The 26,024-nt window shown below is 61.5% G+C and carries 25 protein-coding genes and 1 tRNA gene; 16 read left to right on the top strand and 10 right to left on the bottom strand.

Annotation, left to right across the window (positions count from 1 at the left end; translation table 11 throughout):
• Positions 1 to 20: 20 nt before the first annotated feature.
• The 3 genes from AC1DUY_RS08655 to AC1DUY_RS08645 all read right to left on the bottom strand — a co-directional run bounded on the left by AC1DUY_RS08655 (position 21) and on the right by AC1DUY_RS08645 (position 2,230).
• Positions 21 to 1,289, bottom strand: coding sequence for a PQQ-dependent sugar dehydrogenase (locus AC1DUY_RS08655; RefSeq protein ID WP_120287658.1), 1,269 nt, complete (start codon positions 1,287 to 1,289; stop codon positions 21 to 23).
• A gap of 256 nt (positions 1,290 to 1,545) precedes the next feature.
• Positions 1,546 to 1,995, bottom strand: coding sequence for a hypothetical protein (locus tag AC1DUY_RS08650; RefSeq protein WP_478113629.1), 450 nt, complete (start codon positions 1,993 to 1,995; stop codon positions 1,546 to 1,548).
• Positions 1,996 to 2,155: 160 nt separating this feature from the next.
• Positions 2,156 to 2,230: transfer RNA gene (locus tag AC1DUY_RS08645), tRNA-Gly, on the bottom strand.
• A gap of 298 nt (positions 2,231 to 2,528) precedes the next feature.
• Between AC1DUY_RS08645 and trxA the strand changes: the two genes are divergently transcribed.
• From trxA to AC1DUY_RS08630, 3 genes are read left to right on the top strand one after another with little or no spacing between them, the layout of a single operon-like run.
• Positions 2,529 to 3,467: a thioredoxin gene (trxA, locus tag AC1DUY_RS08640; protein WP_414716828.1), complete on the top strand. Its 939-nt coding sequence runs from the start codon at positions 2,529 to 2,531 to the stop codon at positions 3,465 to 3,467.
• Positions 3,468 to 3,497: 30 nt separating this feature from the next.
• Positions 3,498 to 4,172 (top strand): LON peptidase substrate-binding domain-containing protein, encoded by a 675-nt coding sequence (locus tag AC1DUY_RS08635; RefSeq protein WP_089263165.1) that lies wholly within the window; start codon positions 3,498 to 3,500, stop codon positions 4,170 to 4,172.
• Positions 4,173 to 4,219: 47 nt separating this feature from the next.
• Positions 4,220 to 4,420 carry a Trm112 family protein gene (locus AC1DUY_RS08630; protein WP_068730204.1) on the top strand — a complete coding sequence of 67 codons (201 nt, stop codon included), beginning with the start codon at positions 4,220 to 4,222 and terminating at the stop codon, positions 4,418 to 4,420.
• Positions 4,421 to 4,437: 17 nt separating this feature from the next.
• On the opposite strand, the gene AC1DUY_RS08625 is transcribed toward AC1DUY_RS08630, so the two are convergent.
• The 3 genes from AC1DUY_RS08625 to gstA are packed head-to-tail and all read right to left on the bottom strand — an operon-like array spanning position 4,438 to position 6,096.
• On the bottom strand, positions 4,438 to 4,767 hold the full coding sequence (locus AC1DUY_RS08625; RefSeq protein ID WP_478113626.1) for a DMT family transporter: 330 nt from the start codon (positions 4,765 to 4,767) through the stop codon (positions 4,438 to 4,440).
• A gap of 7 nt (positions 4,768 to 4,774) precedes the next feature.
• Positions 4,775 to 5,473 carry a glutathione S-transferase family protein gene (locus AC1DUY_RS08620; protein ID WP_478113624.1) on the bottom strand — a complete coding sequence of 233 codons (699 nt, stop codon included), beginning with the start codon at positions 5,471 to 5,473 and terminating at the stop codon, positions 4,775 to 4,777.
• Positions 5,470 to 6,096, bottom strand: a complete 627-nt coding sequence (gene gstA / locus AC1DUY_RS08615; RefSeq protein ID WP_478113622.1) for a glutathione transferase GstA — start codon at positions 6,094 to 6,096, stop codon at positions 5,470 to 5,472. Before gstA ends, AC1DUY_RS08620 begins: the two co-directional genes overlap by 4 nt.
• Positions 6,097 to 6,197: 101 nt before the next feature.
• On the opposite strand from gstA, the gene AC1DUY_RS08610 reads away from it, so the two are divergent.
• Positions 6,198 to 7,160 (top strand): LysR family transcriptional regulator, encoded by a 963-nt coding sequence (locus AC1DUY_RS08610; RefSeq protein WP_478113620.1) that lies wholly within the window; start codon positions 6,198 to 6,200, stop codon positions 7,158 to 7,160.
• 25 nt (positions 7,161 to 7,185) lie between these two features.
• On the opposite strand, the gene AC1DUY_RS08605 is transcribed toward AC1DUY_RS08610, so the two are convergent.
• On the bottom strand, positions 7,186 to 8,406 hold the full coding sequence (locus AC1DUY_RS08605) for a ubiquinone biosynthesis hydroxylase (protein ID WP_089263155.1): 1,221 nt from the start codon (positions 8,404 to 8,406) through the stop codon (positions 7,186 to 7,188).
• 142 nt (positions 8,407 to 8,548) lie between these two features.
• Here AC1DUY_RS08605 and tesB point away from each other — a divergent pair, with 142 nt between their 5' ends.
• From tesB to AC1DUY_RS08565, 8 genes are all read left to right on the top strand, one after another.
• On the top strand, positions 8,549 to 9,424 hold the full coding sequence (gene tesB, locus AC1DUY_RS08600; RefSeq protein WP_089263153.1) for an acyl-CoA thioesterase II: 876 nt from the start codon (positions 8,549 to 8,551) through the stop codon (positions 9,422 to 9,424).
• Between the two features lie 168 nt (positions 9,425 to 9,592).
• Positions 9,593 to 9,931: a P-II family nitrogen regulator gene (locus AC1DUY_RS08595; RefSeq protein ID WP_089263151.1), complete on the top strand. Its 339-nt coding sequence runs from the start codon at positions 9,593 to 9,595 to the stop codon at positions 9,929 to 9,931.
• 468 nt (positions 9,932 to 10,399) lie between these two features.
• On the top strand, positions 10,400 to 10,738 hold the full coding sequence (locus AC1DUY_RS08590) for a P-II family nitrogen regulator (RefSeq protein ID WP_068730208.1): 339 nt from the start codon (positions 10,400 to 10,402) through the stop codon (positions 10,736 to 10,738).
• A gap of 54 nt (positions 10,739 to 10,792) precedes the next feature.
• Positions 10,793 to 12,232 (top strand): ammonium transporter, encoded by a 1,440-nt coding sequence (locus tag AC1DUY_RS08585; protein ID WP_089263149.1) that lies wholly within the window; start codon positions 10,793 to 10,795, stop codon positions 12,230 to 12,232.
• A gap of 293 nt (positions 12,233 to 12,525) precedes the next feature.
• Complete coding sequence (locus tag AC1DUY_RS08580) at positions 12,526 to 13,755, top strand: aminotransferase class I/II-fold pyridoxal phosphate-dependent enzyme (protein WP_478113616.1); 1,230 nt, start codon at positions 12,526 to 12,528, stop codon at positions 13,753 to 13,755.
• A 38-nt stretch (positions 13,756 to 13,793) separates the two neighbouring features.
• Positions 13,794 to 16,280 carry a DNA translocase FtsK gene (locus AC1DUY_RS08575; protein WP_478113614.1) on the top strand — a complete coding sequence of 829 codons (2,487 nt, stop codon included), beginning with the start codon at positions 13,794 to 13,796 and terminating at the stop codon, positions 16,278 to 16,280.
• A gap of 193 nt (positions 16,281 to 16,473) precedes the next feature.
• Positions 16,474 to 17,328: an outer membrane lipoprotein carrier protein LolA gene (locus tag AC1DUY_RS08570; protein WP_439075557.1), complete on the top strand. Its 855-nt coding sequence runs from the start codon at positions 16,474 to 16,476 to the stop codon at positions 17,326 to 17,328.
• Between the two features lie 66 nt (positions 17,329 to 17,394).
• Positions 17,395 to 18,210: an exodeoxyribonuclease III gene (locus AC1DUY_RS08565; protein WP_120287667.1), complete on the top strand. Its 816-nt coding sequence runs from the start codon at positions 17,395 to 17,397 to the stop codon at positions 18,208 to 18,210.
• A gap of 6 nt (positions 18,211 to 18,216) precedes the next feature.
• On the opposite strand, the gene AC1DUY_RS08560 is transcribed toward AC1DUY_RS08565, so the two are convergent.
• Entirely contained in the window at positions 18,217 to 18,666 is a 450-nt protein-coding gene (locus tag AC1DUY_RS08560) for a cyclic nucleotide-binding domain-containing protein (protein ID WP_093757793.1), read from the bottom strand.
• A 72-nt stretch (positions 18,667 to 18,738) separates the two neighbouring features.
• A complete protein-coding gene (locus AC1DUY_RS08555) occupies positions 18,739 to 19,425 on the bottom strand; it encodes a response regulator transcription factor (protein WP_068730214.1) in 687 nt (228 codons plus the stop codon).
• Positions 19,426 to 19,674: 249 nt separating this feature from the next.
• Here AC1DUY_RS08555 and AC1DUY_RS08550 point away from each other — a divergent pair, with 249 nt between their 5' ends.
• Positions 19,675 to 20,184 (top strand): L,D-transpeptidase family protein, encoded by a 510-nt coding sequence (locus AC1DUY_RS08550; RefSeq protein WP_414716827.1) that lies wholly within the window; start codon positions 19,675 to 19,677, stop codon positions 20,182 to 20,184.
• A gap of 9 nt (positions 20,185 to 20,193) precedes the next feature.
• On the opposite strand, the gene AC1DUY_RS08545 is transcribed toward AC1DUY_RS08550, so the two are convergent.
• Positions 20,194 to 20,922, bottom strand: coding sequence for a YggS family pyridoxal phosphate-dependent enzyme (locus tag AC1DUY_RS08545; protein ID WP_089263137.1), 729 nt, complete (start codon positions 20,920 to 20,922; stop codon positions 20,194 to 20,196).
• A 75-nt stretch (positions 20,923 to 20,997) separates the two neighbouring features.
• On the opposite strand from AC1DUY_RS08545, the gene AC1DUY_RS08540 reads away from it, so the two are divergent.
• From AC1DUY_RS08540 to AC1DUY_RS08530, 3 genes are all read left to right on the top strand, one after another.
• Positions 20,998 to 22,695 (top strand): diguanylate cyclase domain-containing protein, encoded by a 1,698-nt coding sequence (locus tag AC1DUY_RS08540; protein WP_478113610.1) that lies wholly within the window; start codon positions 20,998 to 21,000, stop codon positions 22,693 to 22,695.
• 181 nt (positions 22,696 to 22,876) lie between these two features.
• Entirely contained in the window at positions 22,877 to 25,486 is a 2,610-nt protein-coding gene (gene leuS / locus AC1DUY_RS08535) for a leucine--tRNA ligase (protein ID WP_478113608.1), read from the top strand.
• The gene (locus AC1DUY_RS08530; protein WP_089263131.1) at positions 25,473 to 26,024 is read left to right on the top strand and encodes an LPS assembly lipoprotein LptE; all 552 of its coding nucleotides are present in this window, start codon (positions 25,473 to 25,475) and stop codon (positions 26,022 to 26,024) included. Before leuS ends, AC1DUY_RS08530 begins: the two co-directional genes overlap by 14 nt.

The raw sequence follows: 26,024 nt of genomic DNA, 5'->3' as shown, positions 1-26,024 counted from the left end.
AGCCTCACGCAATTCGCGACTTACTTCGCGTAGCTGATGCGATAGATTGCGCCTGCCCAATCGTCGGCAATCAGCAGCGATCCATCCTTGGCCAGAACGATATCGGCAGGGCGGCCGAGATAACCCTGGTCACCCTCGATCCAGCCGGAGGCAAAGATCTCCTGCTTAGCGTTCTTGCCATCCGGCCCAGCGATCACACGCTTGATACGTGCGCCCTGATACTTGTGCCGGTTCCACGAGCCGTGTTCGGCAATGAAGATGTTGTTCTTGTATTCGGCAGGAAACATGCTGCCGGTATAGAACTTCATCCCCAACGGAGCGACATGGGCGCCGAGATTCAACACCGGCGGCGTGAACTCCGAGCACTTGTGACCCATGGCGAATTTAGGATCCGGCATGTTGCCTTGATGGCAATGCGGATAGCCGAAATGCTCACCAAGCTTCGAGATCATGTTGAGCTTGTCGCTCGGCATATCGTCGCTGATCCAGTCGCGCGCATTTTCGGTGAACCAGTATTTGCCGGTGCGGGGATCGACGTCGCCGCCCACCGAATTGCGAACGCCGAGCGCCACGATTTCGGCATTGCCGGTCTTGGGATCGACACGGCGGATCTGCGACAGGCTGGTCGGCGGAATGCCGATGTTGAAGGGAGGTCCAAACGGAACGTAGAACCAGCCGTCCTTGTCCGGCGCGAGATACTTCCAGCCATGTGCCGCGAATGACGGCATATCGTCATAGACCACCTTGCCGTCACCGAGCTTGTCGATATTTGCCTCGGCATTCTCGTATTTGATCAGCTTGTTGATATCGATCACATAGAGCGCACCGTCCTGAAAGGCGATGCCTGTGGGCATCTTCATGCCCTTGATGACGGTCTTGACCTCTTTCTTGCCGCCCTTGTCGGTGATCGCATAGACGTTGCCGAGGCCGAACGAGCCGACAAAGAGCGTGCCTTTATCGCCCCAGGCCATCTGCCGCGCCGCCAGCACGCCGGACGCATAGACCTCGATCTTGAATCCCGGCGGCAGCTTGATCTTCTTCATCATGGCTGCGAGTTCGGCATCGGACGCACCGGTCGGCGGGCCCGACGGCGGTGCGAGGCCCTTTTGCGCTTCGGTCTCGTCGCCGAGGAACCAGTCGTCCGGCGGATTGGTCCAGAATTCCTTGGTATCGGATTTGTAGCTCTTGAGCTTTTGCTGTGCGCTCGCTTGATTGAGCGAGGCCATGCCGATCGCCGTAGCGAGGATGGCGGCGCACGCAACAACGGATCGACCAGTCATCGATTTCATCGCGTCACTCCCTGTGCAGCTTGTTGCGGCTGCTATGTCTTATCGAACGTTCAAGACGAACTTTATTGGTCTGTGATTTTCTCAGACAGTGAGATGCTAGCACAAATGTCGCGGGTGAAAAGCGCAACTAACGCTCGCGCAAATGAAAGACGTCGCCATCACGACGACATCTTGAAAAAATTTTGAAAGTTAGTTCCAGTAGCCTGATGCAATTGGCGCATCGCACCGCATCATCGCGCGATCACTGCTACGTTTTTTAAAGGCTGCCCTTGGTGAGATAGCGCCAGGCCACGGCCAGCAAGATCAACCCCATGAAGATCAACGCGACCGGCAGCTTCTTCTTTTCGCGCGGGGGCGGTGGCGTGTTGGGCTTGATCCGGCGAAAAGGCGTGACGTTGTTATTGTTGTCGTCGGGCATTGGTCTTGATCTCGAAGCCGTCTTGATGATGGGCGCGATGCCGGTGCCGCCCATGCGGGAATAATAGCTGCGGTAGACAGTCTGGATGGTGGCTTCGGCCGCGGCTGGCTCGGATTGTTTGCCACGCGCCAGCAGCGCGAGATAGCCCGCATAGAATGTCTGGGCTTCCTGCGGCAGCGCGTCGAGGCTTTTCAGCTTCGCCATCATCACCCAGGTCGCAAAATCCGCCCGCGCCTCGTCATTGGCACGCTTGGCAATTTCCAGGTTGGAATCAGTGGTCGACGGCATCGTCAGTCTCGTACCCGCTTCGCCCGTGGATTGTCTGCCCAACGCCCGATGATTTCAAGCGATGCGGGGCGGATCTGCGTGCCTGCGGATCACAAACGACAAGGCCGCCGGACGGCGGCCTGTGATCGATAAAACTGATGCCAAAAAACCAGGAAAATTCTGGAGCGGGCGAAGGGATTCGAACCCTCGACCCCGACCTTGGCAAGGTCGTGCTCTACCACTGAGCTACACCCGCATCCGAGAAGACAGGCGGCGATTGCTCGCCGCCGACGCGCAGACCTATGCCAAATGCCGGTGGCGAATGCAACAGTTAGACTGCATCTCGGATCGCGGCGAGTTAATCGCGATTTATGGCCCTTTGAGCCCGATTTTGCCCAGAAAATGGGTCAAAACAGCGAAATGTCGCCTCTCGGGTCGAATCGGTCCTTGCCGGACCTATTTCACCGGATTGCAAATTACTGTCACGGACGCCATTTAATCGCTCAGGCCATGCTAGAAGCAGCCAAATTTTTCAGACATCGAGCGAGGTTCACGTGACCATCATGGATCAGGGCGGCGCACAGGCGCCGCAGGCAGGTTCGACGCCGCAGGCAGCAACCGCTCTCATCAAGGACACGACCACCCGCACCTTCGTGCAGGACGTCATCGAGGAATCCAAACGCCAGCCGGTCCTGATCGACTTCTGGGCGCCTTGGTGTGGTCCGTGCCGCCAGCTGACTCCTGTCATCGAGAAAGCCGTGACCGCCGCCAAGGGCAAGGTAAAGCTGGTCAAGATGAACATTGACGAGAATCCAGAGATTCCCGGCCAGATGGGCATCCAGTCGATCCCGGCCGTGATCGCCTTCGTCAACGGCCAGCCGGCCGATGGCTTCATGGGTGCGGTTCCGGAGAGCCAGGTCAACGCGTTCATCGACAAGCTGACGGCCGGCATGCCCGGCGCCGAGCCGACGGCTGCCGAATTGCTTCAGGAAGCTGAAGCGATTCTGGCTGAGGGCGATCCCGCGACCGCCGCCTCGATCTATGGCGAGGTAATTGCCGCCGACGCCGGCAATATCGCCGCCATCGCTGGCCTTGCCCGCTGTTACGTCGAGACCGGCGCCATCGAGCAGGCCAAGCAGACTCTTGAGCTCGTCCCAGTCGCGAAGCGTGAGGACGCCGCAGTCAAGGCCGTGCAGGCCAAGATCGATCTGGTCGAACAGGCCAGTGCGCTCGGTCCGGTCACCGAACTGGAACAGAAGGTCGCCGCCAATCCGCTCGACCATCAGGCCCGCTTCGACCTTGCGATCGCACTCAATGGCGCCAACCAGCGCAGTGAGGCCACGGGTCATCTGCTCGAAATCGTCAAGCGTGACCGCAAATGGGATGACGACGGCGCCCGCAAGCAATTGATCCAGTTCTTCGACGCTTGGGGACCAACGGATGAGGCCACCGTTGACGGCCGCAGGCGGTTATCGACTATCCTGTTCTCGTAATTCTTCTCGTGTGACGAATCGGAACCGGACATGCCCATCAATGCCGACTATCGCGGGCCTGCCGAACTTCCCGAGGTGATCCCGGTCTTTCCGTTGCCGGGCGCACTGCTCCTGCCGCGTGGCCAGATGCCGCTGAACATTTTCGAACAGCGTTATCTGGCGATGATCGACGATTCGCTTCGCGACGGGCACCGGCTGATTGGCATGATCCAGCCCGATGCGGCGCATTCGCCGGATGAGGCCAAGCCGGCACTGTTCAAGGTCGGCTGTGTCGGGCGCATCACCCAGCTCGCCGAATCCGGCGACGGCCGCTATATCCTCGAACTGACCGGCGTTTCCCGTTTCGAAGTGGTGCGGGAACTCTCGGTGCTGACGGCATATCGGCAGTGCAAGGTCGACTACTTCCCCTTCATCGACGATTTCACCGCACGCAAGGGCGAAGACGATGTCGACCGGGCCGCGCTGCTCGCGGTGCTCACCGATTTCCTCAAGGCCAACAACCTGAAAGTGGATTGGGAAGGCATCGACAAGGCTCCCAACGAGGCCCTGGTGAACGCGCTGGCGATGATGTCGCCCTATGGTCCGCCAGAGAAGCAGGCGATGCTCGAAGCGCCCGATCTCAAGACCCGCGCCGAGATCCTGATCGCTGTCACTGAAATGGATCTGGCCAAGAAGCGCACCAGCGGCGACCCACCGCTGCAGTAATTCTGATAAATATCCATGATCAACGACCGCATCACCGGAGCGCACCCATGACCACACCGCCAATCGAGCGCGCCGAAAGCACCGTCGACGCCAAGCTGCTCGAGATTCTGGTGTGCCCGCTGACCAAGGGCCAACTCGAATTCGATGCCGCCCGCCAGGAGCTGATCTCGCGCCAGGCCAAGCTTGCTTATCCGATCCGTGATGGCATTCCGATCATGCTGCCGGAAGAGGCGCGGAAGATCGACTGAGTTTCTGATATGGCGGCTCATGCCGGCGCAAATCTCAGGGCGACGATACCGGCGACGATGAGGGCGACCCCGCCGCCGCGCAGCAGACTCATCGACTCGCCAAACAGCACGCTTCCGAACAGGACCGTCCCGGCTGCGCCGATCCCGACCCATACCGCGTAGGCGGACCCCACCGGCAAAACCTCCAGAACCCGGCCGAGCAGATAGACGAACGCGGCGAGGAAAATCAGCGACAGGATGGTCCAGCCCGGTCGGGTGTAACCCGTGGCATATTTCATCGAAATCGCCCACCCCACATCCAGAAACCCGGCCACGATCAGCAGCAGCCATGCGACGCCCTGGCTCATGGCTGCCTCATGCTGCGATCTTGAGAAGATGAGCGTCGCGCTCAGCGAGGAATGCACGCAGTCGGTCGGCGTAGTCGGCCGTGACGGCGTTCGCTACACTCGGACGCCCGCGTAACGCTGCGCGCCATGCCCGAACCTTGGGTGTCTGGACGAAGACTTCCGTGTCAGCGATGGTATCGAACACATCGAAGTAGCGGAAGATTGGCGCGTAAACCGCATCGACCATACTGAAGTGCTGCCCCGCGAAAAACGGCGCTGCAGTTAGCACGTTCTCGATGCGACCGAATTTTCCAGTCAACATCTTCCGCTTCGCTTCATAGCCGTTCGCGTCGGTGGCCGTCTCAAATCCCCACAGATCCGTGAGGATCGACGAGCCGAACTCGATCCAGCCACGGTGCGTGGCTCGTTCGAGCGGATCGGATGGATGAAGCCGCACGCCTGTCTGCGTCTCTTCGAGATATTCGCAGATCACCGCACTCTCGAAGAGCACGGCAGTGTCGTTGCCGTCGCGTCGGACAAGCAGAAGCGGAACCTTGCCCAGCGGGGAGATCGTACCAAACCAGTCCGGCTTGTGCGCAAGATCGATATAGCGCCGCTCAAAACGGACACCCTTTTCGGCAAGCACGATGGCCGCTCGCTGCACGTAAGGGCAGAGATGATGGCTGACGAGCGTCAGTGCTGGCGCGTCTGGCTGATCCACGGTCATGCGCTCACCTTTATTCTCTCGGCGCGCATGGTCTGCTGCACGGCGGGCCGCGCTTCGACGCGGGCCATGAAGTCGCGCAGATGCGGAAAGTTGGACAGATCCACCTTGGCGAAGTTGGACCACCCAACGATCGTGAACAGATAGGCGTCGGCCACTGTGAAGCCTTCCCCGAGCAGGAACGGCCCGCCCGCCGCCAGATGGCGCTCGACCGACGCCAGCCGCTCTGCGATCTTTGCGCGTGCAACATCTCCCGCCTGCGCGCCATATTCGGGGTGAAACAGCCACGGGCTGAACATCTTGTGGAGTTCGGTGGCAATGAAATTGAGCCAGGATTGCAGCTCGACACGCTGCGGTGTGCCCGCTGGTGGCGCCAAGCTGCTCTCGGGTTTGAGGTCCGCAAGGTATTGAACGATCGCGGTGCCCTCGGTCAGCACTGTGCCATCATCAAGCGCCAGCGCCGGCACATAGCCGTTCGGGTTCACCGCCGAATAGTCGCTGCCCGCCTCGGTGACGTGGGGCGACTTCCGGATATCCACCCGCACGAGTTCAAGCGGGATACCCGCCTCGTTCGCAACAATGTGCGGCGAGAGCGAACAGGTACCGGTGGCGTAATAGAGTTTCATGGCTCGACTTTCATTGCATCCGTCGTGGGGTCGCTATCGCACCAGCAAGGTAGTGCCCGCACAGACGCAAGTCCCATTGGCATTTCACCAGCGACGCTTGCGTGACTGCAAGCAGCCACACTGCTATCTTCGTCGGCATGGATGATTGGAACGAACTTCGGCTGGCTCTCGCCATCCAACGCGCGGGCAGTCTGACAGCGGCGGCGATAGCACTCGGCGTGGATCACTCCACGGCCTTCCGCCGCCTGAAAGCGTTGGAGGACAAGGTTGGTGTGCGGCTATTCGAACGACTTCCAGGCGGCGTCTATCAAGCGACGGAGGCCGGTGCGCGGATGGCTGCCGGCGCAGAGCGCATGGAGGACGAGGCACTGGCGCTTGATCGCGACATATCAGGTCGTGACCATCGTCTGTCCGGCCGTCTGACGATCACGTCGTCCGAGACACTGGCCTATAGCCGGCTGACGCCGCTTCTCGCCGCGTTCCAGCAGGCTCACCCCGGGATCGTCGTGGAGTTGGTGATCGACAACCGCGTGCTGAGCCTGTCGCGCCGCGAAGCCGACATCGCATTGCGCCCTATCCGTCCGAAAGAAGGCGATCTTTGGGGACGCAGACTGTCGGCCATCGCATGGGGGCTCTATGCCGCCCCTGCCTATCTCGAGGCAATTGGCGGCCCGTTATCGAATCCATCCGAGATCGATCGCCATTCCTTGATCGGCTGGGAGGAAACAACATCAGGTATCGGGGCTGCCGACTGGCTGTCACGCGCCGCGCCATCGAAGGCCTTCGTCTATCGGACGAACAGTCTGGTCAACCAGCTCATCGCAACGAAAGCCGGCATCGGGCTCGCGCTAATGCCGTGCTATCTCGCAGATCAGGACACTGGGGTGGCAAGAGCACTGTCTGAGCCCCTCAAGGAACTCGAGGGTGAACTCTGGATCGTGACTCATGCAGATTTGAAGAATACGGCGCGCGTCAGGGCCTTCTTCGACCTCGTCGGCGAAGGATTGATCCGCGAGCGCCCACTGTTCGAAGGCGAGAAGAATCAGACACCTTCCCCACGTTGAGCGGCATAACCGCATGACGTGCTGCCTACAGTGCCTCGCCCTTCAATAGCCGCGGCACTTCGCCCGACAATCCCGCCGCCTGCTTGATGAACGCGCCCTTCAGCGGCGGCAGCCGATCGACGATGCCGAGACCGATGTCGCGGATGCTGCGCACGAATGGCAGATCGTTCGAGAACAGGACGTTGAGCACATTGGTGGCGACACCCATCGTCATGGTGTCGAAGCGGCGCCAGCGCTGGTAGCGCTCCAGCACATCGCTCTGGCCGAAATCCATCCCAAGACGTGCAGCGTCGACGATGGTCTCTGCCAATGCCGCGACATCCTTCAGACCCATATTGAGTCCCTGCCCCGCGATCGGATGGATCACATGCGCAGCGTCGCCGATCAGCGCCAGCCGTTCGCCGATGAAGGAGCGCGCGACGAAGTAGCCGAGCGGAAAGGCCCGCGGCTTGTCGAGCGCTTTGACCTCGCCGAGGTGCAGGCCGAACCGCTGCTCGAGCTCGGCATGGAATTCATCATCCGGCAAAGCGACGATGCGCGCGGCTTCCGCGCGCTTCTCGGTCCACACCAGCGACGAACGCTTGCCAGTCAAAGGCAGAATTGCAAACGGCCCGGCGGGCAGGAAGTGTTCTTCGGCACGTCCGTCATGATCGCGCTCATGGCCGACGGTGACGACGATACCGGACTGGTCATAGTCCCAGCCATGGGTCGCGATGCCCGCACGCTCGCGCAGCTTGGAGCGTGCGCCATCGGCAGCGACAAGAAGTGCTGCCTCGATCACACTGCCATCCCCGAGCGTGACGCTGACACCGTCGGCCCGTGAATCGAATGTCGTCACCGCGGTCGCACGCAGGTCGACGCCCGCCGCTTCGGCGCGGATCACGAGTTCGTCGATCAGCCGGCGATTTTCGACCATATGTGCGAACGGCTCGCCCGGCTCCACATGGCCGCCGAAGGTCAGGAAGGTCGGACGGGTGGCGTCTTCCAGCTTGGAATCGGTGACGACCATGTCGAGGATCGGCTGGCTTTCGGCAGCCACAGCATCCCAGACACCGAGAGCATCGAACAGCCGCCGACAGGCAGCAACGATGGCCGTGGCGCGCGGATCGCGGCTCGGCCGGTTCGCCAGCGCGGGATCGGCGACAATGATCGGCAGATCGGGGCCAAGCCCCTGCCGCAACGCCAAAGCCAGCGCCAGTCCGGCGAAGGCTCCGCCGCCGATGACAATGCCTCGTTGTGCCGCCATGATATCCGTTCTCGCTGTTGCCACGCGCTTATAGCTGGGCGAAACAGGATCGCGAAACAAGGGCGGCAATGGGACCGGGGCCTGCACGGCCAAGGTCTTGGTAAACCTCCCTTAATATTGCCGCTGAGCGAAAGATGCCGACATGTCCAAGAGCCTGATCGATCTGATCGATATCCTCGATCTCGAGACCATCGAGGTGAACATGTTCCGCGGGCGCAGCCCGAAAACGCGCTGGCAGCGGGTGTTCGGCGGCCAGGTGATCGGCCAGGCCATGGTGGCTTCGTGCCGCACCGTCGAAGGCCGCATGCCGCATTCGCTGCATTGTTATTTCATTCTGCCCGGCGACCCGCAGATTCCGATCGTCTACGAGGTCGAGCGCCTGCGCGACGGCAAGAGCTATTCGACCCGGCGTGTCACCGCGATCCAGCATGGCCACGCGATCTTCTCGATGATGGTGTCGTTCCACGCCGAGGAGGAGGACTCGTTCAACCACCAGGATCCGATGCCGGACGTGCCGCCGCCGGACAAGCTCACTGCGGAAGAGCTGTCGAAACATCCGATCATCGAGAAGATGCCCGATTTCATCCGCCGCTATTACGAGTCCGATCGCCCGATCGAGCTGCGTCCGGTGGAATTCCAGCGTTATGCTGGCGAGAAGATTCCGGAGGGGCGGATTAATTTCTGGATTCGTACCGCCGCGAAGCTGCCGGACGATCCGGCGCTCCATATGTGCGCGCTGGCCTATGCGTCGGACTTTTCGCTGCTCGATTCCATCATGGCCCGCTATGGCCGCACTTTGTTCGACGGTCAGGCGATGGCGGCCAGTCTCGATCACGCCATGTGGTTTCACCGCCCGTTCCGCGCCGACGAATGGCTGCTCTACAGTCAGGATTCGCCGAGCGCCCAGAACGGTCGCGGCCTCGCGCGCGGCCTGATCTTCAAGCCCGACGGCACGCTGGTGGCGACCGTGGCGCAGGAAGGCTCAGTGCGCGAGCGCCGCGAGAAGCCGGCGACGTAAGTTGCTCCGCTTCCAGCCATGAATCCCGCTTCGCCGTCTTGGCGTGCAAACGGCCCGCCCCGAAGGCAGGTCGCCGCCCAATTTCCACGCGCCATGCCAACGGGGATGGCATAAAGCTGTCTGATTGCGTAAGCAGGGTCGTACACCGCCCCCGAAGAGGAATCCTGCATGAAGCTCGTGGTCGCGATCATCAAACCCTTCAAGCTCGATGAAGTGCGTCAGGCTCTGACGGCCATCGGCGTCCACGGCATGACGGTGACCGAAGTGAAGGGCTATGGCCGGCAGAAGGGCCATACCGAGATGTATCGCGGCGCCGAGTATATTGTGAACTTCCTACCCAAACTGCGCCTCGAAATCGCTGTGGCGTCCGACCTCGCGGCCAAGGCGGTCGAGGTCATCTCCACCGGAGCCCGGACCGGCCAGATCGGCGACGGCAAGATCTTCGTGACCCCGATCGACCACGCCCTGCGTATCCGCACCGGCGAGACCGACAGCGACGCGCTTTAGGCAACACACCAGCGCCCCACGGGCTTTCAGCCAGAGCTGCTCTCAGTCCGCTCGAATACGCCCGAAGGGCTCTACGGCCTTGCCCGGGTTGAGCCCTGTCAATTCCACGCGCGCCAGTTGGAAGGCCTGAAGATTAGACAATTTCGAGTTTTTTGCCTCGGATTGACGTATTTGGACACCTCTGGGCTGCCCGCCGCCTAAGCAGGAATATGTCGAGAGCCTGTCATGCTTCCATTTTGGGCAAGATTGGCTAGAGTTTGGGCGCGACCGAATAGCGCACTCTGTCTCATCACGTGAGAAACGCGAAAAGCTGGGGATTCATAAACCGTTAGAGAATTCCGCCGATCTGGCACGGCATTTGATTCTATCTGGTCTGGCTGTGCCCGCGTAGTGAACTTCTCCGCGTGGTGAACCTCAGTCGAGATCGCCCGGTCGGTTTTCGGTCGGGCCCAAGCGGGGATAGGACCCATGAAAATTGTTATGGCGATCATCAAGCCATTCAAGCTTGAGGAAGTCCGTGATGCCCTGACCGCCATTGGCGTTCATGGTTTGACGGTGACGGAAGTCAAAGGATATGGCCGGCAGAAGGGCCATACGGAAATTTATCGCGGCGCTGAATATGCGGTGAGCTTCCTGCCCAAGATCAAGATCGAGGTGGCTGTCGCTTCCGATCAGGTCGACAAGACCATCGAAGCCATCACCACCGCCGCCAAGACCGGCCAGATCGGCGACGGCAAGATCTTCGTCATCAACCTCGACCACGCGGTTCGCATCCGCACCGGCGAGGCCGATGCTGCAGCCCTCTAAGTCGAATTCCTCGGATTTCGCGCTCACCCATTCTTCAATCAGGAGTCAAACACAATGACGTTTAAGCGTCCCTCTGGCGCGGGATTGGCGGCACTCGCCGTTGGCCTGTTCGCCGCAACTGCGGCTTACGCCGATCCGACGGTCAACAAGGGCGATAACGCCTGGATGATGACCTCGACGGTGCTGGTTCTGTTGATGACCGTCCCGGGCCTCGCCCTGTTCTACGGCGGCCTCGTTCGTTCCAAGAACATGCTCTCGGTGTTGATGCAGGTCCTCTACACCGCTTGCATCGTGATGGTGATCTGGGCTCTCTACGGCTACAGCATCACGTTCACTGGCGGTTCGGCCTATATCGGTGGCTTCTCGAAGGCGTTCCTCGCCGGCGTGACGCCTGACTCGATGGCTGCTTCGTTCACCGCAGACGCCAACATCTCGGAACTCGTCTACTTCTGCTTCCAGATGACCTTTGCCGCCATTACACCCGGCCTGATCGTCGGCGCCTTTGCAGAACGCACCAAGTTCGCCGCGATTGCACTGTTCATCCCGCTCTGGGTGACGTTGATCTACTTCCCGATCGCGCACATGGTCTGGTACTGGGCTGGTCCGGACGCCATCGTTGCAGCCGCCAAGGCTGTTGCGGCTGCGGCTCCCGATGCGAAGGCTGCGGCTCAGGCCAAGCTTGATGAAGTCATGGCCGATGCCGGCCAGGTGTTCCTGTGGGGCGCTCTCGACTTCGCTGGCGGCACCGTCGTTCACATCAACGCCGGTATTGCTGGCCTCGTGGGCTGCCTGATCATCGGCAAGCGCACCGGCTACGGCAAGGAGCTGATGGCTCCGCACTCGCTGACCATGACCATGATCGGCGCGTCCCTGCTGTGGGTTGGCTGGTTCGGCTTCAACGTCGGTTCGAACCTCGAAGCCTCGGGCACTGCCGCTCTCGCGATGACCAACACCTTCCTCGCAACTGCGGTTGCGGCGATGGCCTGGATGTTCGCGGAGTGGATGACCAAGGGTCACCCGTCGCTGCTCGGCGCAGCATCGGGCGCGGTTGCCGGCCTCGTCGCCGTCACCCCGGCTTGCGGCTTCTCGGGTCCGATGGGCGCGATGGTTCTCGGTCTGGTCGCAGGCGTCGTCTGCCTGTTCTTCTGCACCGTCGTGAAGAACTCCCTTGGCTATGACGACTCGCTCGATGTGTTCGGCGTCCATTGCGTCGGCGGCATCATCGGCGCGCTCGGCACCGGCATCCTGGTCAACCCGGCCCTCGGCGGCACGGGCGTCATGGACTACGTCGCCGGCAAGATCGGCGACTACGACATGGTCACCCAGATGATCGCGCAGTGTAAGGCTGTCGCGACCACGTTGGTGTGGTCAGGCGTCGGTTCGGCGATCCTGTTCAAGGTCGTCGACGTGATCGTCGGTCTCCGCGTCAATGTTGAAGTCGAGCGCGAAGGCCTCGACGTCACCGAGCACACCGAACGCGCCTACAACATGTAAGCGTCACGAGCATGCCGGATCATCGGTCCGGGATGCTCACAAAGGGATCGGTTGGGGCACTACCCGGCAATGTCCCAACCGTCGAAGGGCTCCAGCGCAAGCTGGGGCCTTTCACTTTTTGGGGGCCATTCTGATCCCCGCGTAGGCCTGGACGGCCGCCGAACACGTGATAGCAAGGCCGGCCCCTCGATGGTTAATCGCGTCTTAACCTCGCCGTATCTATGGTGGTTTGATCTCGTTTCGGCCGATCTCATGGGGCGATCGGCTGCCTTAAAAGTACTGGCGTTTTCCTGATGGCACTCACCGCTCCTCCTTCCGCGGCGCAAGGCGCTGGCAGCCGGACCTCGGCTGGGCCCGATGGCGAGCGTTCGCCGTTTGCGCGGTTGACGGAATTGCTGGCGCCGTATCAGCCCGGCCAACCGCTGATCACACTGTCATTGGGCGAACCGCAGCACCCGGTGCCGGATTTCGTTGGGCCGGTCCTCGCCAAACACATCGCCGATTTCGGCCGCTATCCGATCGCCAAGGGCATCGAGCCATTCCGCCGCGCCGCCGCGACGTGGATGGGTACGCGCTTCAATCTCCCGCGCGCCCTTGATCCTGAAACCGAAATACTGGTGCTGAATGGCAGCCGTGAAGGCCTGTTCTTCGCCGCGATCACAGCCGCGCGCTTTGTCGGCCCGCGCAAAGGCACGCCGGCGATCCTGCTGCCAAATCCGTTCTATCCAGCCTACGGCGCCGGTGCGCGTGCCGCGGGTTGCGAACTGATCTTCATGCCGACCACAGTGGCCAACGGCTTCCTTCCCGATCTCGACGCACTCGATGAGGCCACGCTGGCGCGCACGGTGGCGATGTACGTCGCATCGCCGGCCAACCCGCAAGGCGCCGTCGCGACGCCCGCTTACTTCAAGAAGCTGCACGACCTCGCGCTGCGCTACGGTTTCATCGTGCTGTCCGACGAATGCTATTCGGAAATCTACACACAGGCCGCGCCCGGCAGCATGCTGGCGTCAGCCGGACCCGACTATGCCAATGTCGTTGCGTTCCAGTCGCTGTCTAAGCGCTCGAACCTGCCCGGCATGCGCGTCGGCTTCGTCGCCGGCGACAAGAAATTCCTCGGCGCATTTCACGAACTGCGCAATGTGGCCGCACCGCAGGTCCCGGTGCCGCTGCAGCAGGTCGCGGTTGCCGCCTATAGCGACGAAGCACATGTGGAAGAGAATCGCAGGCTCTACCGCCTGAAGTTCGATCTTGCGGATCAGATCCTCGGCAATCGCTACGGCTACAAGCGCCCGGCTGGCGGCTTCTGTCTGTGGCTCGATGTCTCCGCATATGGCGGCGACGAAGAGGCAGCCGTGAGACTGTATCGCGATGGCGGCGTGCGCGTGGTGCCCGGAAGTTATCTGGCGCGCCCGCAGGCCGACGGCAGCAATCCCGGCGCCGGCTATATTCGTTTGGCCATGGTGCAGGACAGTGAAACGACAGCCGAGGCTTTGCATCGGCTGGTGAAGATTTTGAATTGAAGATCCTGGATTGATGCAGGGCGCATGAGCACTCCGGTATGAGCACCACGATCGAACGCGTCATTCCTCTCGTCGGCCATCTGCCCGCGTCGATTCGCGAGATGCTGGGACGACGGCTGCGTGAACTGGCGGGCTTTGGCCTGGTCTGCGCCGCAGGTGTCGCGGCGGCAGCGATGATGACGTGGTCCGTGCAGGACCCGAGCCTGAGCCATGCCACCTCGCGTGCGATCCGCAATGTCGCCGGTTATCCCGGCGCGATCGGTGCCGATCTGTTGATGCAGATCCTCGGCCTCGGCGCGATCATGATGATTCTCACCATCGCCGTCTGGGGCTGGCGGATGATGACACATCGGCATTTCGATCGCGAAGCACTGCGCATCGGTTGCTGGGTCCTTTGCACCATCATCGCATCAGGCTTTGCCAGCTGCTGGCAGCATGGCGGGTCGTGGCCGCTGCCGACCGGCGTCGGTGGCGTGGTCGGCGACGCGCTGTTTCGCGCGCCCGCGGTGGTCTTCGGCCCCGTCGGCTTCATCTATCGATTCGTCCTCGGCTTTATTCTCTGCGCGGCGATGATCGTGACTTTCTTGATCGCCTGCGGCTATGGCGCGCAAGCGAAGGAAGAGTTTGCCGAGATCGATATCGAGGAAGACGACGAGCCATTCGAGGAAGACGAAACCCGCGATCGCAGCTCGATCTCGGTCTCGCTTGGCTGGGCGGCGCATGCCGTGATGAGCGCGAAGGCGCGTCTCGGCCGTTTCCTCTCGTTGGTCTACGGCAAGATGGTCGCGAGCGAGCCCAACGCGCGGGCGGCCTCCTTCGAACGTCAGGAACCGAACCTCGGCGGTCGTCGCAACAGTCCCTCCATCGCACCGCATGACGAAGACGAGAGCGATCACGACGAGGACGAAGAGCACGACTACGAGGAAGAAGAAGAGGAAGAGGAGCCCGCCCCGAAGGCCCGCAAGAAATCCTCGGCCAAGGAGCCGGTGCGCAAATCCAACGGCAAGTTCGAACTGCCCTCCGTCGGCATGCTCACCGCGCCGAAGGCCGCCGATCGCAAGCCGCTCAGCAAGGCCGAACTGGAAGCCAATTCGCGCGCGCTGGAAGGCGTGCTGCAGGACTTCGGCGTGCGCGGCGAAATCGTCAAAGCCAATCCCGGCCCCGTCGTCACGCTTTACGAACTCGAACCCGCACCCGGCATCAAGTCGTCGCGCGTGATCGGCCTTGCCGACGACATCGCACGCTCCATGAGCGCGCTGTCCGCCCGCGTCGCCGTCGTCCCCGGTCGCAACGCCATCGGCATCGAGCTGCCGAACGCCCATCGCGAAAACGTCTACTTGCGCGAACTGCTGACCGTGCAGGACACCAATGACGGCAGCATCAAGCTCCCGCTCTGCCTCGGCAAGAATATCGGCGGCGAGTCCATCATCATCGATCTTGCGCGCACCCCGCATATGCTGATCGCCGGTACCACCGGTTCGGGCAAATCAGTCGCGATCAACACCATGATTCTCAGCCTGGTCTACCGGCTGCGGCCGGATCAGTGCCGCCTGATCATGGTCGATCCGAAGATGCTCGAACTCTCCGTCTATGACGGCATCCCGCATCTGCTGACGCCGGTCGTGACCGATCCGAAGAAGGCCGTGGTCGCGCTGAAATGGGCCGTGCGCGAGATGGAAGAGCGCTACAAGCGCATGGCCAAGCTCGGCGTGCGCAATATCGACGGCTATAATGCGCGCCTCGTGGAAGCCAAGGCCAAGGGCGAGGAGCTCTCGCGCACCGTTCACACCGGCTTCGACAAGGAAACCGGCAAGGCGATCTACGAGGAAGAGAAACTCGATCTCGCGCCGCTGCCCTATATCGTCATCATTGTCGACGAAATGGCCGACCTGATGATGGTCGCCGGCAAGGACATCGAAGGCCTGGTGCAGCGTCTCGCGCAGATGGCACGCGCCGCCGGTCTCCACGTCGTCCTCGCCACGCAGCGTCCGTCGGTGGACGTCATCACCGGCACGATCAAGGCGAACTTCCCGACGCGTATCTCCTTCCAGGTCACGTCGAAGATCGACAGCCGCACCATCCTGGGTGAGATGGGTGCCGAACAACTGCTCGGCCGCGGCGACATGCTCTATATGGCTGGCGGCGGCCGCATCTCGCGCGTACACGGTCCTTTCGTGTCGGACGAGGAAGTCGAGAAGGTGGTGCGCCACCTGAAGACGCAGGGCGAGCCGGAATATCTCGAGGCGGTCACCGCCGAAGAACCGGAAGAGGGCGAGGACGGCGCGGTATTCGATTCGACCGGCATGGGTGCCGATGGCGGTGGTGGCGATCTGTTCCAGCAAGCCGTTGCCATCGTGAAGCGCGACCGGAAGGCGTCGACCAGCTACATCCAGCGCCGGCTGCAGATCGGTTACAATCGCGCAGCGTCGCTGATCGAGCGCATGGAAAACGAAGGCATCGTCGGTCAGCCCAACCATGCCGGTAAACGCGAGATTCTGATCGAAGAAGAAGAAAGCGGGTTCTGAGAGTTTGACCCCGCCGATGGACAATCCCGCTTTTGAGTCGCGAAATCGCCACAGCTCCGGGTTAGCGCCTGCGCTGGCGGCGCCAGCCGCGGCGGGGGCGCAAGAGACCACCGGCCGGACCGCAAAACCGGTACCCATTCTGACGCAAAGCGCGGTAAAATGCGCCGAACCCGCCGAGCAGGACGACGCCTTGATGAGACGCCCGACCCATCACGCCGCAGACCGGTCTTTCCTGCGCATCGGCGCAGCCGGCCTCGTCGCGACGTTTGTCGCCGCCATTGTGGCGCCCTCGGCCCATGCCCAGTCAATCCCATTGCCGCGACCTGCACCGCAGGCGCGCAGCAATGGCAGTTTCCAGATGTCGGCCTCCGAGCCCCCGGCCGTTCGGCCGCCAGTTGCAATCGCACCCAAGACATCGGCGACGACATCCACGCCACCGAATCCAATCATTCCGGATCCGCGCCGCAACGTTCCCGCCAGCATTTTCATGAGCTTCGACGCCAATCAGAAGGCGCAGGCGAGCAAGGTCAGCAGCTATCTGTCATCGCTCAGCAATCTGAGCGGTAACTTTGTTCAGGTGGGCCCGGACGGCAGCCGCACCACCGGTGACTTCTTCATCCAGAAGCCCGGCAAGGTCCGTTTCGAATATGATGCACCGACGACCATCGCCATGGTGTCCGACGGCCAGTCGCTCGCCGTCCGCGATTCCAAGCTGGCAACCCAGGACATCTACCCGCTGTCGCAGACACCGTTGCGCTATCTGCTGTCCGATCGCATCGATCTGATGAAGGACACCAATGTGGTCGCCGTCAGCGCTGACGACCTCTATACGTCGGTGACCATTGAGGAAAAGAACGCGCTGGTCGGCACCTCGCGCCTGATGCTGATGGTCGGCACCAAGGATGGACAGCTCAAGCAGTGGACCGTCACCGACCCGCAGGGCTATGACACCACGGTCGCGATCTACAATCTCGATACCGCGAAAAAGCCCGACCCGGGGCTGTTCAAGATCGACTTCACCAAGTATCCCACCAGCGGCGCGAATTAGTTTTCGCTGCAGGTGATGCCCTCACGATGAGCAGGCGCGCTTGCGCCGTCTCACCATCGGATTTCTATGCGTTTTTCCCTGACCACCTGGAATATCAATTCGGTGCGATTACGCATCGACCTTGTCGCCAAGTTTCTCGAAGAGATGCAGCCGGATGTGCTGTGTCTGCAGGAAACCAAGTGCCCGGACGATGCCTTTCCGCTCAAGCGCTTCAAACAGCTCGGCTATGACCATGTCGTGCTGAACGGGCAGAAGGGCTATCACGGCGTCGCCATCGTCTCGAAACTTCCATTCGAGAGCAGCGACATCCGCGTGTTCTGCAACAATCTGGACTCACGCCACATCTCGGTATCGTTCGGTGAAAAGGCCGGCATGGCCGTGCCGCTGATCGTGCATGATTTCTATGTGCCTGCCGGCGGCGACGTTCCGGATCCGGACGTGAATGCGAAGTTCGCGCACAAGCTCTCGTTCCTCGACGAGATGAAGACCTGCGAGCCGCTGCATCCGCGCGGCGATGCGCGTCACATCCTGGTCGGCGATCTCAATGTGGCACCGCATGAGAATGACGTGTGGTCGCACAAGCAGATGCTGAAGATCGTGTCGCATACGCCGATCGAGTGCGAAAAGCTGCTCGCCGTGCAAAGCGAGGGCAACTGGATCGACGTCGCGCGCGAACGCATTCCACTGTCGGAAAAGATCTACACGTGGTGGAGCTACCGCGCCGCCGACTGGGCGGTGTCGAATCGCGGCCGCCGCCTCGATCACATCTGGGTGTCGTCCGCACTGAAGGATTCGATCCGCGACTTCACCGTCACGTCAGATGCACGCGGATGGGAGCGGCCATCGGACCACGTACCGGTCACGACGGTGCTGGAGCTTTGATATCAGTTACTGGCTGAGCTTGGCGCCGATCAGCGTCACATCGCTGGCGAGTTGGCTGACGCGAGTCGCCATGTCGTCACGCAGACGGCGCGCGGCCGCGGGATCGCTGTCGAGCACGCGCTGAAACAGGCTGCGCGTGATCCGGATCGTGCTGGAATATTCCGTGGCGACCGCCGTCGATGGCCGCTGCATCGCTACCAGCAGTGCAAGTTCGCCTATCAATGTGCCGGGCCCCGCGATCACCTCATGATCGCTGCCATCGTCGAGGCTGATGCGGAATGCGCCGTTCTGGACGACATAGCCGCAATCGGCATCGTCGCCCTGCCGGAACAACACGGAGCCCCGCGCAAATTCCTGCTGTTCGGAGCCGATCGCGATCACGCGCAAAGCGGCGATACCCAACAGGCGCAATGTTGGGACGCGCTCAAGCAGGGCTACATCATCATCGATCGACATGTAGAACCGTGTGATCGGGACGCGCGAAGGAGGGCACCGAACAGCTAATGGCGAATCGGCTCCCGAATCGTATCACGGCACCAACTTGTAGCCACCGGCTTCCGTCACCAGGATTTCAGGATTGGCGGCATCCTTCTCGATCTTCTGACGCAACCGATAGATATGCGTTTCCAGCGTGTGCGTGGTGACGCCGGAATTATAACCCCAGACTTCCTGCAACAGCGTCTCGCGCGACACCGGCAACTGGCCGGCACGGTACAGGAAGCGCAGAATCGCGGTTTCCTTCTCGGTCAGGCGGACCTTCTTGGCATTGGCGCCGGTGAGCATCTTGGAGCCGGGCCGGAAACTATAGGGACCGACGGTGAAGACGGCATCTTCGCTGGCTTCGTGCTGACGGAGCTGCGCGCGAATACGCGCCAACAGCACGGCGAAGCGGAACGGCTTGGCGACGTAATCATTGGCACCGGACTCCAGACCGAGAATGGTGTCGGAATCGGTGTCGTGGCCGGTCAGCATGATGATCGGCGCCTTGAAGCCACCCTTGCGCAGGCTGCGCACGACTTCGCGACCGTCCGTGTCGGGCAGGCCGACATCCATCAGCACCAGATCGGGGGAATTGGCCTTGGCTGCAGTAGCGCCCTTGGCGCCGGTGTCGACAGCGGAGGCCTCGAACTCTTCGTGCAGCGACAGCTGCTCGACCAGCGCCTCGCGCAAATCAGTATCGTCATCCACGATCAAGATCTTGCGGGCATTGGGCATTGCGACAATCCTTTGAACGGCTGCGGCGGAGCGTTGTTCGCCGCGCTGAAACAGTGGGCCAGAAATCGTGACAGGCTTCGCCGTTACTGCATATTCTAGCGCAAAATCAGCGACATTCCCGGCGAATGTACTGCTGCAGCGCGAAATAGAACATTTGCGGTAAATAGCAAGGCGGAGTTCGCGATTCGGATGGGAAGTCTCGTTATTTCAGACACTTATCGAACAAGCTTGCGTGATCGACCGCTAACTATGGTTCACATTCGCGCGTCAGCCGGAGACAGACTCCGTGGATGGCTGACGACCGATCACGCAACCATACCCGTCGCGCTCGGCCGCGGCGGAATCAAGGCGAACAAACGCGAAGGAGATGGCGGAACGCCGCTTGGGACGTTTCGCCCCATCCGCCTATGGTGGCGAGCCGACCGCAATCCACGTCCGCGTAGCTTTCTGCCGATCCGCCCCATCACGCCGATGGATGGCTGGTGCGAGGATCCGTCTGATCGGCACTACAATCGGCCTGTGCGGCTCGATCGTGGTCATGACGGCGACCGACTGGCCCGCGAGGATCATCTCTACGATTTCATCATCGAGATTGACCAGAACACCCGGCCGCGGATCGCCGGACGGGGGAGCGCGGTGTTCCTGCATCTGGCGCGCCCAAAATTCGCGCCGACCGCGGGCTGCGTGGCCATGACCAAGCCAGCCATGCTGCGGCTGCTGGCCCGGATCGGACCGAAGACGAAGATCGTTATCGGCTAGGCCTCTGGCCTAGCGACGTCCGAAAATCGCCGAGCCGACGCGCACATGAGTTGCGCCGAACTGGATGGCGATGGCGAAGTCGGCGCTCATTCCCATGGATAATTGCGTGAGCCCGTTGCGTGCAGCGATCTTCGCTGTCAGCGCGAAATGCGGTGCCGGCGCATCGTTAACCGGCGGAATGCACATCAGTCCGGAAATCGTCAGCCCATAGGTATCGCGGCAACGCGCCAGGAAATCATCAGCCTCGCCCGGCGCGATACCGGCCTTTTGCGGCTCCTCACCGGTGTTGAGCTGTACGAAGAGCTGCGGCGTCCGCTGCTGCGCCTTCATCTCCTTGCTTAACGCTTCGCAAATGCTCGGTCGATCGACCGAGTGAATCGCATCGAACAAGGCGACCGCTTCCTTGGCCTTGTTGGACTGCAAAGGCCCTATCAAATGCAACGCAATCGCGGGTTGAGTGGCGATTAACGCCGGCCATTTGGATTTTGCCTCCTGGACGCGATTTTCGCCGAACACACGCTGACCGGACTGGATCACGGGCGCAATTGCGTCAGCCTCGAACGTCTTCGACACCGCGATCAACGTCACAGAACTGCGGTCCCGCCGCGCTTCGTTACATGCGCGGAAGATATCGTACTCGACCGAAGCGAGTCCGTCGGTTGGTAAAGAAGACGTTACGCCCGACGACTCTTGCACGGATTTATTTTCAACCAAGGCGCGAACTTTCTTGAGATCCATTGCAGTTTAACGAATCCGGGAAAGGCTTTTTGAAGGCTTTGGAGTACCTATGTCCGCGGGGCTTAGGGATCGAAGATGTCACGCATCGGTATTAACCGCAATAAAGCGAGGCTTAGGGGAGCTCTCGGTATTCGCGCTCGACTGGTCCTGTTGGCCCTCATTCTGGTCGGGCCATTGATGGCGGAGCGAATTCGCTCACTCGATGCGACGCGTACCCACCAGATCGCGACGGCCGCGCGTGATTTCGCTGGTGTCGCCCAGCACAGCGCCGATGCACAGCGCGAAGTTTTCGCCTCGATCGAGGCCGTGCTGAAATCATCCGCCTACATCTATACGTCGGCCGCTCAGGTGAATCGGAGCTGCGCCATTATGCGGGCGAGCCTCCGCGGCGATATGCCGTGGCTGCGCAGCCTGACGGTGGCCGGTGCGGATGGCATCGCCATGTGCTCGACCTGGCCGGAAGTCATCGAGCAGAGATTCGATTTCAGCGATCGCCCCTATTTCAAGAAAGCGATAGCGACCGGTGAGTTTGTCGTCAGCGATTATCTGTTCAGCCGCTTGACGAACCAGCCGACAGTGATGGCTGCCTATCTCGCACCGGGCCTGACTAAGGACGACGATGCCGTGGTACTGGCGGCGGTGAATCTCGACTGGATGTCGAAGATCATGGGCAATCTCGGCGACCGGCCCGGTGTCACGACACTGCTGGTCGATCATGCCGGCACCGTGCTTGCAGCGCCGCCGACAAACGCCAGCGCGATCGGTCGGCCGATGGAAGACCTTGCTCTATTGCCGATGATCGAAGCGCATCTGCGCAATACGGATAAGCAGACCGGTTCGCTGTCATTCAGCGCCAGTGACGGTTCACAGCGCACCGTATCATTCGCGACAATCCCCGGTACCGGCGCGCAATTGATCGTCAGCATCGACGAGGCCCGAGTCTCGGCGGTTGCCGATCGCGAAATCCGCACCGCCTATTTGCAGCTCGCTTTCGTTTGCCTGTTCGTTCTGCTTGGTGCGCTGGTGGTTGCGGAGCGACTGATCATCAAGCCGATCCAGATGATGGAGACCATGGCGCAGCGCTTCGGTCGCGGCGACTGGTCGGCCCGCGTAGCGCGGAACAAGCTGCCGGCCGAGTTCGTACCGCTGGCACGCGCATTTTACGGCATGGCGGCGCAGTTGCGTGGTCGCGAACGCGAATTGCGCGCCAGCAACGAGCAGCTCACGGTGCTTGCCTCCATCGACATGCTGTCTGGCCTTGCCAATCGGCGCGGCTTCCAGAGCCGCCTCGATTTCGAATGGCTGAAGGCCCAGCAATCCGGCGACCATCTGACGCTGCTGATGATCGACGTCGATCACTTCAAACTCTTCAACGACACCTATGGCCATCCCGAAGGCGATGCTTGCCTGGCGCGCGTCGGCGAAGCTCTCTCCAGCCTGGCCGATCGCTGCTCGGGCTTTGCCGGACGCTATGGCGGCGAGGAATTCTGCCTGCTGCTGCCGGGCACCGAGGTCGCCCGCGGCGTCCAAATCGGCGAAATGGTACGCGCGGCAATCTGGAACCTGTCAGTCTCCCATGCCACCAGCGCACATCAGCGGGTCACGGTCAGTGTCGGCGTGGCCTCGACGATGCCAGCTACGCTGGAGACGGCGAACGATTTGATCGAGGCAGCCGATGCCTCGCTCTACGCCGCCAAACGGCGTGGCCGCAACACCGTGGTGGAGCACGGCTTCGTCCGGGCATATGGCACGGCCGTGTCGCTGGCGGGGTGAGACGGCGGGCCCCCGCCCCTGGCCCGTTTCTTGTCTTAAACCATTGACCTAACGCGGCCTTTTATGGCCTAGTCCCCCGCCTCAGCGCGAATTCAGCCCGAGCAAGCACCGGTTTGCGACCTCGTTCGCGCGTCCATGATCTGAGAAGCGCTCGAACCGGCCGGCGGATTTCAAAAACACCATGAGCAACGAACGTTACAACGCCCGCGAGACCGAACCACGCTGGCAGCGCGTCTGGGACGACAAGGCGATCTTCGCCACCAAGAACGACGATCCGCGCGAGAAGTATTACGTGCTCGAGATGTTCCCGTATCCGTCGGGGCGCATCCATATGGGCCATGTCCGCAACTATACGATGGGCGACGTGGTTGCGCGCTTCCAGCGCGCGCAGGGCAAGAACGTGCTGCATCCGATGGGCTGGGATGCGTTCGGCCTGCCCGCCGAGAACGCCGCGATCGAACGCAAGGTCGCTCCGAAAGCGTGGACCTATGAGAACATCGCGTCGATGAAAAAGCAGCTGCAGACCATGGGTCTGTCGCTCGACTGGTCGCGCGAATTCGCAACCTGCGACCCTACCTACTACAAGCATCAGCAGAAGATGTTTCTCGATTTCATGCGGGCAGGTTTGGCCGAGCGCAAGAAGTCCAAGGTGAATTGGGATCCGGTCGATCACACCGTGCTGGCCAATGAGCAAGTGATCGACGGCCGCGGCTGGCGCTCCGGCGCTCTGGTGGAGCAGCGCGAGCTGACCCAGTGGTTCTTCAAGATCAGCAAATATTCCGACGAACTGCTGACCGCACTGGATACGCTGGATCGCTGGCCCGACAAGGTGCGCCTGATGCAGCGCAACTGGATCGGCAAGTCGGAAGGCCTGCATTTCCAGTTCGGACTGATCGGCGCCCCCGCCGGCTTCGACAAACTGCCGGTGTTCACGACACGCCCGGACACCATGTATGGCCCGACTTTCGCTGCGATCTCGCCGGATCATCCGCTGGCGAAAGCGCTGGCAGAAAAGGACCCCAAGGTTGTCGCCTTCATCGAGGAATGCCATCGCATGGGCACCTCGCAGGCCGAGATCGACACAGCCGAGAAGCTCGGCTTCGACACCGGCATCAAGGTCACGCATCCCGCCGACGTGTCATGGACACTGCCACTCTACATCGCGAACTTCGTGCTGATGGATTACGGCACCGGCGCCATCATCGGCTGCCCGGCACACGATCAGCGCGACCTGGATTTCGCGCGCAAGTACGACCTGCCGGTGCTCGACGTGTTCGTGCCCGTCGGTAGCGATGAACGCGTTGGTAACATCGCTTTCGCTCCGGCGAAAAGTGAGACTGTGCAGTATGTCCGTTGGGTGGGTGAACCCGCCGTGATGACCTGCGAAGAAGCGATGAAGAAGTCGCTCGAGATTTTCGAGAAGGACGGCTGGGGCAAGCGCGAGATCAATTTCCGCCTGCGCGACTGGGGCATCTCACGTCAGCGCTATTGGGGTTGCCCGATCCCGATCATCCACTGCCCGAGCTGCGATATCGTGCCGGTGCCGGACAAGGATCTGCCGGTCGTGCTGCCGGAGGACGTTTCCTTCGACAAGCCGGGCAATGCACTGGATCATCATCCGACGTGGAAGCATGTGAAGTGCCCGAACTGCGGCGCGGATGCGCGGCGCGAAACCGATACCATGGACACCTTCGTGGATTCGTCCTGGTACTTCACGCGCTTCACGGATCCATGGAACACGTCGGCACCCACGACGACCGCCGTTGCCAATCGAATGATGCCTGTCGATCAGTATATCGGCGGCGTCGAGCACGCGATCCTGCATCTGCTGTACAGCCGCTTCTTCACCCGCGCCATGAAGGCCACCGGCCACGTCAATTTCGACGAGCCGTTTGCCGGCATGTTCACGCAAGGCATGGTGGTGCACGAGACCTACAAGAAACAGGACGGCACCTTCGCCTCACCGGCCGAGATCAACATCGAGATCGGCGGTAACGGCCAACGCGCTACGCTGATCGCCACTGGCGAAGACATCACCATCGGCCCGATCGAAAAGATGTCGAAGTCGAAGCGCAACACAGTCGACCCCGACGACATCATGGGCACCTACGGCGCCGATACCGCCCGTTGGTTCATGCTGTCGGATTCGCCGCCCGACCGCGACGTCATCTGGAGCGAAGAAGGCGTCAAAGGCGCCTCGCGCTTCGTGCAGCGTCTGTGGCGGCAGATCAACGAATCAGCCGCGCACGGCAAATCGGCGCCGGCAGCCCGGCCGACTGAATTCGGCCCCGATGCCTTGGCGATCCGCAAGGCGGCCCATGGCGCGCTCAGCAAGGTCTCGATCGAGATCGAAAAGCTGCATTTCAATGTCTGCCTCGCCCATATCCGCGAATTTTCTAATGTGCTGGGCGAAGCTTTAGCGAAGCCGGGAACTCCGGCCCCGGACGTCTGCTGGGCGCTGCACGAGGCCTCGGTCATTCTTGTTCAACTGTTTGCGCCGATGATGCCGCATCTGGCCGAGGAATGCTGGGGCGTACTGGGGCAACCGGGCATGATCTCGGAAGCCCGTTGGCCGCAAATCGAGCCCAATCTGCTGGTTGAAGACACCATGACCCTGCCGGTACAGGTCAACGGCAAGAAGCGCGGAGAAGTCACAGTGGCCCTGGAAGCGACGAACCCGGAAATTGAGGCTGCCGCTCTGGCGCTCGATGCTGTAAAACAAGCTCTCGACGGCAAACCCGTCAAGAAGGTCATCGTCGTCGCCCAGAGGATCGTGAATGTTGTCGGCTAAATCCCGTATCGCCGCCCGGCTCATGGTCGTCGCCACCCTGGCGGCGCTGACGGCCGGCTGCTTCCAGCCGATGTATGCCGAGCGTGGCGACGGTAAACCCGGCCTGCGCGAGAAGCTGCAGGGCGTCGAGGTGCCGCCGCTAGACTATCCCAACGCGTCGCCGCAAGCCCGCGTCGGCGTGAATATCCGCAATGCACTGATGTTCAAGATGTACGGCAGCGCCACCGGTCTGCCGCCGACCTATCAGCTGAAGATCCGCTTCAACCCAAGCCGGACCTCGCTGATCGTCGACCCGAATACCGCACTGCCGACCAGCGAAAACTACGGCATCGACGCGACCTATGGCCTGATCGAGATCGCCACCGGAAAGCAGGTCCTGACCGGCAGCACCTTCTCCCGCGTCACCTATGACATTCCCGGTCAGCTGCAGCGCTTCGCCCGCGCCCGCGCCTATCGCGATGCCGAGGACCGCGCGGCGGGCGAGATCGCCGACAACATCAACACCCGTCTGGCGTCGTTCTTCTACGCCGGCACCTAA

The organism is Tardiphaga sp. P4_G1 (genome assembly GCF_056401215.1).
This window is presented reverse-complemented; position numbering and strand designations above follow the sequence as displayed.

What these genes read in the sequence shown, in the direction of transcription:
- AC1DUY_RS08655 (WP_120287658.1), bottom strand. Translation starts at nt 1,289, where the DNA reads ATGAAATCGATGACTGGTCGATCCGTTGTTGCGTGCGCCGCCATCCTC.
- AC1DUY_RS08595 (WP_089263151.1), top strand. Translation starts at nt 9,593, where the DNA reads ATGAAGCTCGTGGTCGCGATCATCAAACCCTTCAAGCTCGATGAAGTG.
- AC1DUY_RS08545 (WP_089263137.1), bottom strand. Translation starts at nt 20,922, where the DNA reads ATGGATCTCAAGAAAGTTCGCGCCTTGGTTGAAAATAAATCCGTGCAA.
- leuS (WP_478113608.1), top strand. Translation starts at nt 22,877, where the DNA reads ATGAGCAACGAACGTTACAACGCCCGCGAGACCGAACCACGCTGGCAG.
- tesB (WP_089263153.1), top strand. Translation starts at nt 8,549, where the DNA reads ATGTCCAAGAGCCTGATCGATCTGATCGATATCCTCGATCTCGAGACC.
- AC1DUY_RS08650 (WP_478113629.1), bottom strand. Translation starts at nt 1,995, where the DNA reads ATGCCGTCGACCACTGATTCCAACCTGGAAATTGCCAAGCGTGCCAAT.
- AC1DUY_RS08565 (WP_120287667.1), top strand. Translation starts at nt 17,395, where the DNA reads ATGCGTTTTTCCCTGACCACCTGGAATATCAATTCGGTGCGATTACGC.
- AC1DUY_RS08635 (WP_089263165.1), top strand. Translation starts at nt 3,498, where the DNA reads ATGCCCATCAATGCCGACTATCGCGGGCCTGCCGAACTTCCCGAGGTG.
- AC1DUY_RS08570 (WP_439075557.1), top strand. Translation starts at nt 16,474, where the DNA reads ATGAGACGCCCGACCCATCACGCCGCAGACCGGTCTTTCCTGCGCATC.
- AC1DUY_RS08575 (WP_478113614.1), top strand. Translation starts at nt 13,794, where the DNA reads ATGAGCACCACGATCGAACGCGTCATTCCTCTCGTCGGCCATCTGCCC.
- AC1DUY_RS08530 (WP_089263131.1), top strand. Translation starts at nt 25,473, where the DNA reads ATGTTGTCGGCTAAATCCCGTATCGCCGCCCGGCTCATGGTCGTCGCC.
- AC1DUY_RS08540 (WP_478113610.1), top strand. Translation starts at nt 20,998, where the DNA reads ATGTCACGCATCGGTATTAACCGCAATAAAGCGAGGCTTAGGGGAGCT.
- AC1DUY_RS08560 (WP_093757793.1), bottom strand. Translation starts at nt 18,666, where the DNA reads ATGTCGATCGATGATGATGTAGCCCTGCTTGAGCGCGTCCCAACATTG.
- gstA (WP_478113622.1), bottom strand. Translation starts at nt 6,096, where the DNA reads ATGAAACTCTATTACGCCACCGGTACCTGTTCGCTCTCGCCGCACATT.
- AC1DUY_RS08625 (WP_478113626.1), bottom strand. Translation starts at nt 4,767, where the DNA reads ATGAGCCAGGGCGTCGCATGGCTGCTGCTGATCGTGGCCGGGTTTCTG.
- AC1DUY_RS08605 (WP_089263155.1), bottom strand. Translation starts at nt 8,406, where the DNA reads ATGGCGGCACAACGAGGCATTGTCATCGGCGGCGGAGCCTTCGCCGGA.
- AC1DUY_RS08550 (WP_414716827.1), top strand. Translation starts at nt 19,675, where the DNA reads ATGGTTCACATTCGCGCGTCAGCCGGAGACAGACTCCGTGGATGGCTG.
- AC1DUY_RS08555 (WP_068730214.1), bottom strand. Translation starts at nt 19,425, where the DNA reads ATGCCCAATGCCCGCAAGATCTTGATCGTGGATGACGATACTGATTTG.
- AC1DUY_RS08585 (WP_089263149.1), top strand. Translation starts at nt 10,793, where the DNA reads ATGACGTTTAAGCGTCCCTCTGGCGCGGGATTGGCGGCACTCGCCGTT.
- AC1DUY_RS08620 (WP_478113624.1), bottom strand. Translation starts at nt 5,473, where the DNA reads ATGACCGTGGATCAGCCAGACGCGCCAGCACTGACGCTCGTCAGCCAT.
- AC1DUY_RS08590 (WP_068730208.1), top strand. Translation starts at nt 10,400, where the DNA reads ATGAAAATTGTTATGGCGATCATCAAGCCATTCAAGCTTGAGGAAGTC.
- AC1DUY_RS08580 (WP_478113616.1), top strand. Translation starts at nt 12,526, where the DNA reads ATGGCACTCACCGCTCCTCCTTCCGCGGCGCAAGGCGCTGGCAGCCGG.
- AC1DUY_RS08630 (WP_068730204.1), top strand. Translation starts at nt 4,220, where the DNA reads ATGACCACACCGCCAATCGAGCGCGCCGAAAGCACCGTCGACGCCAAG.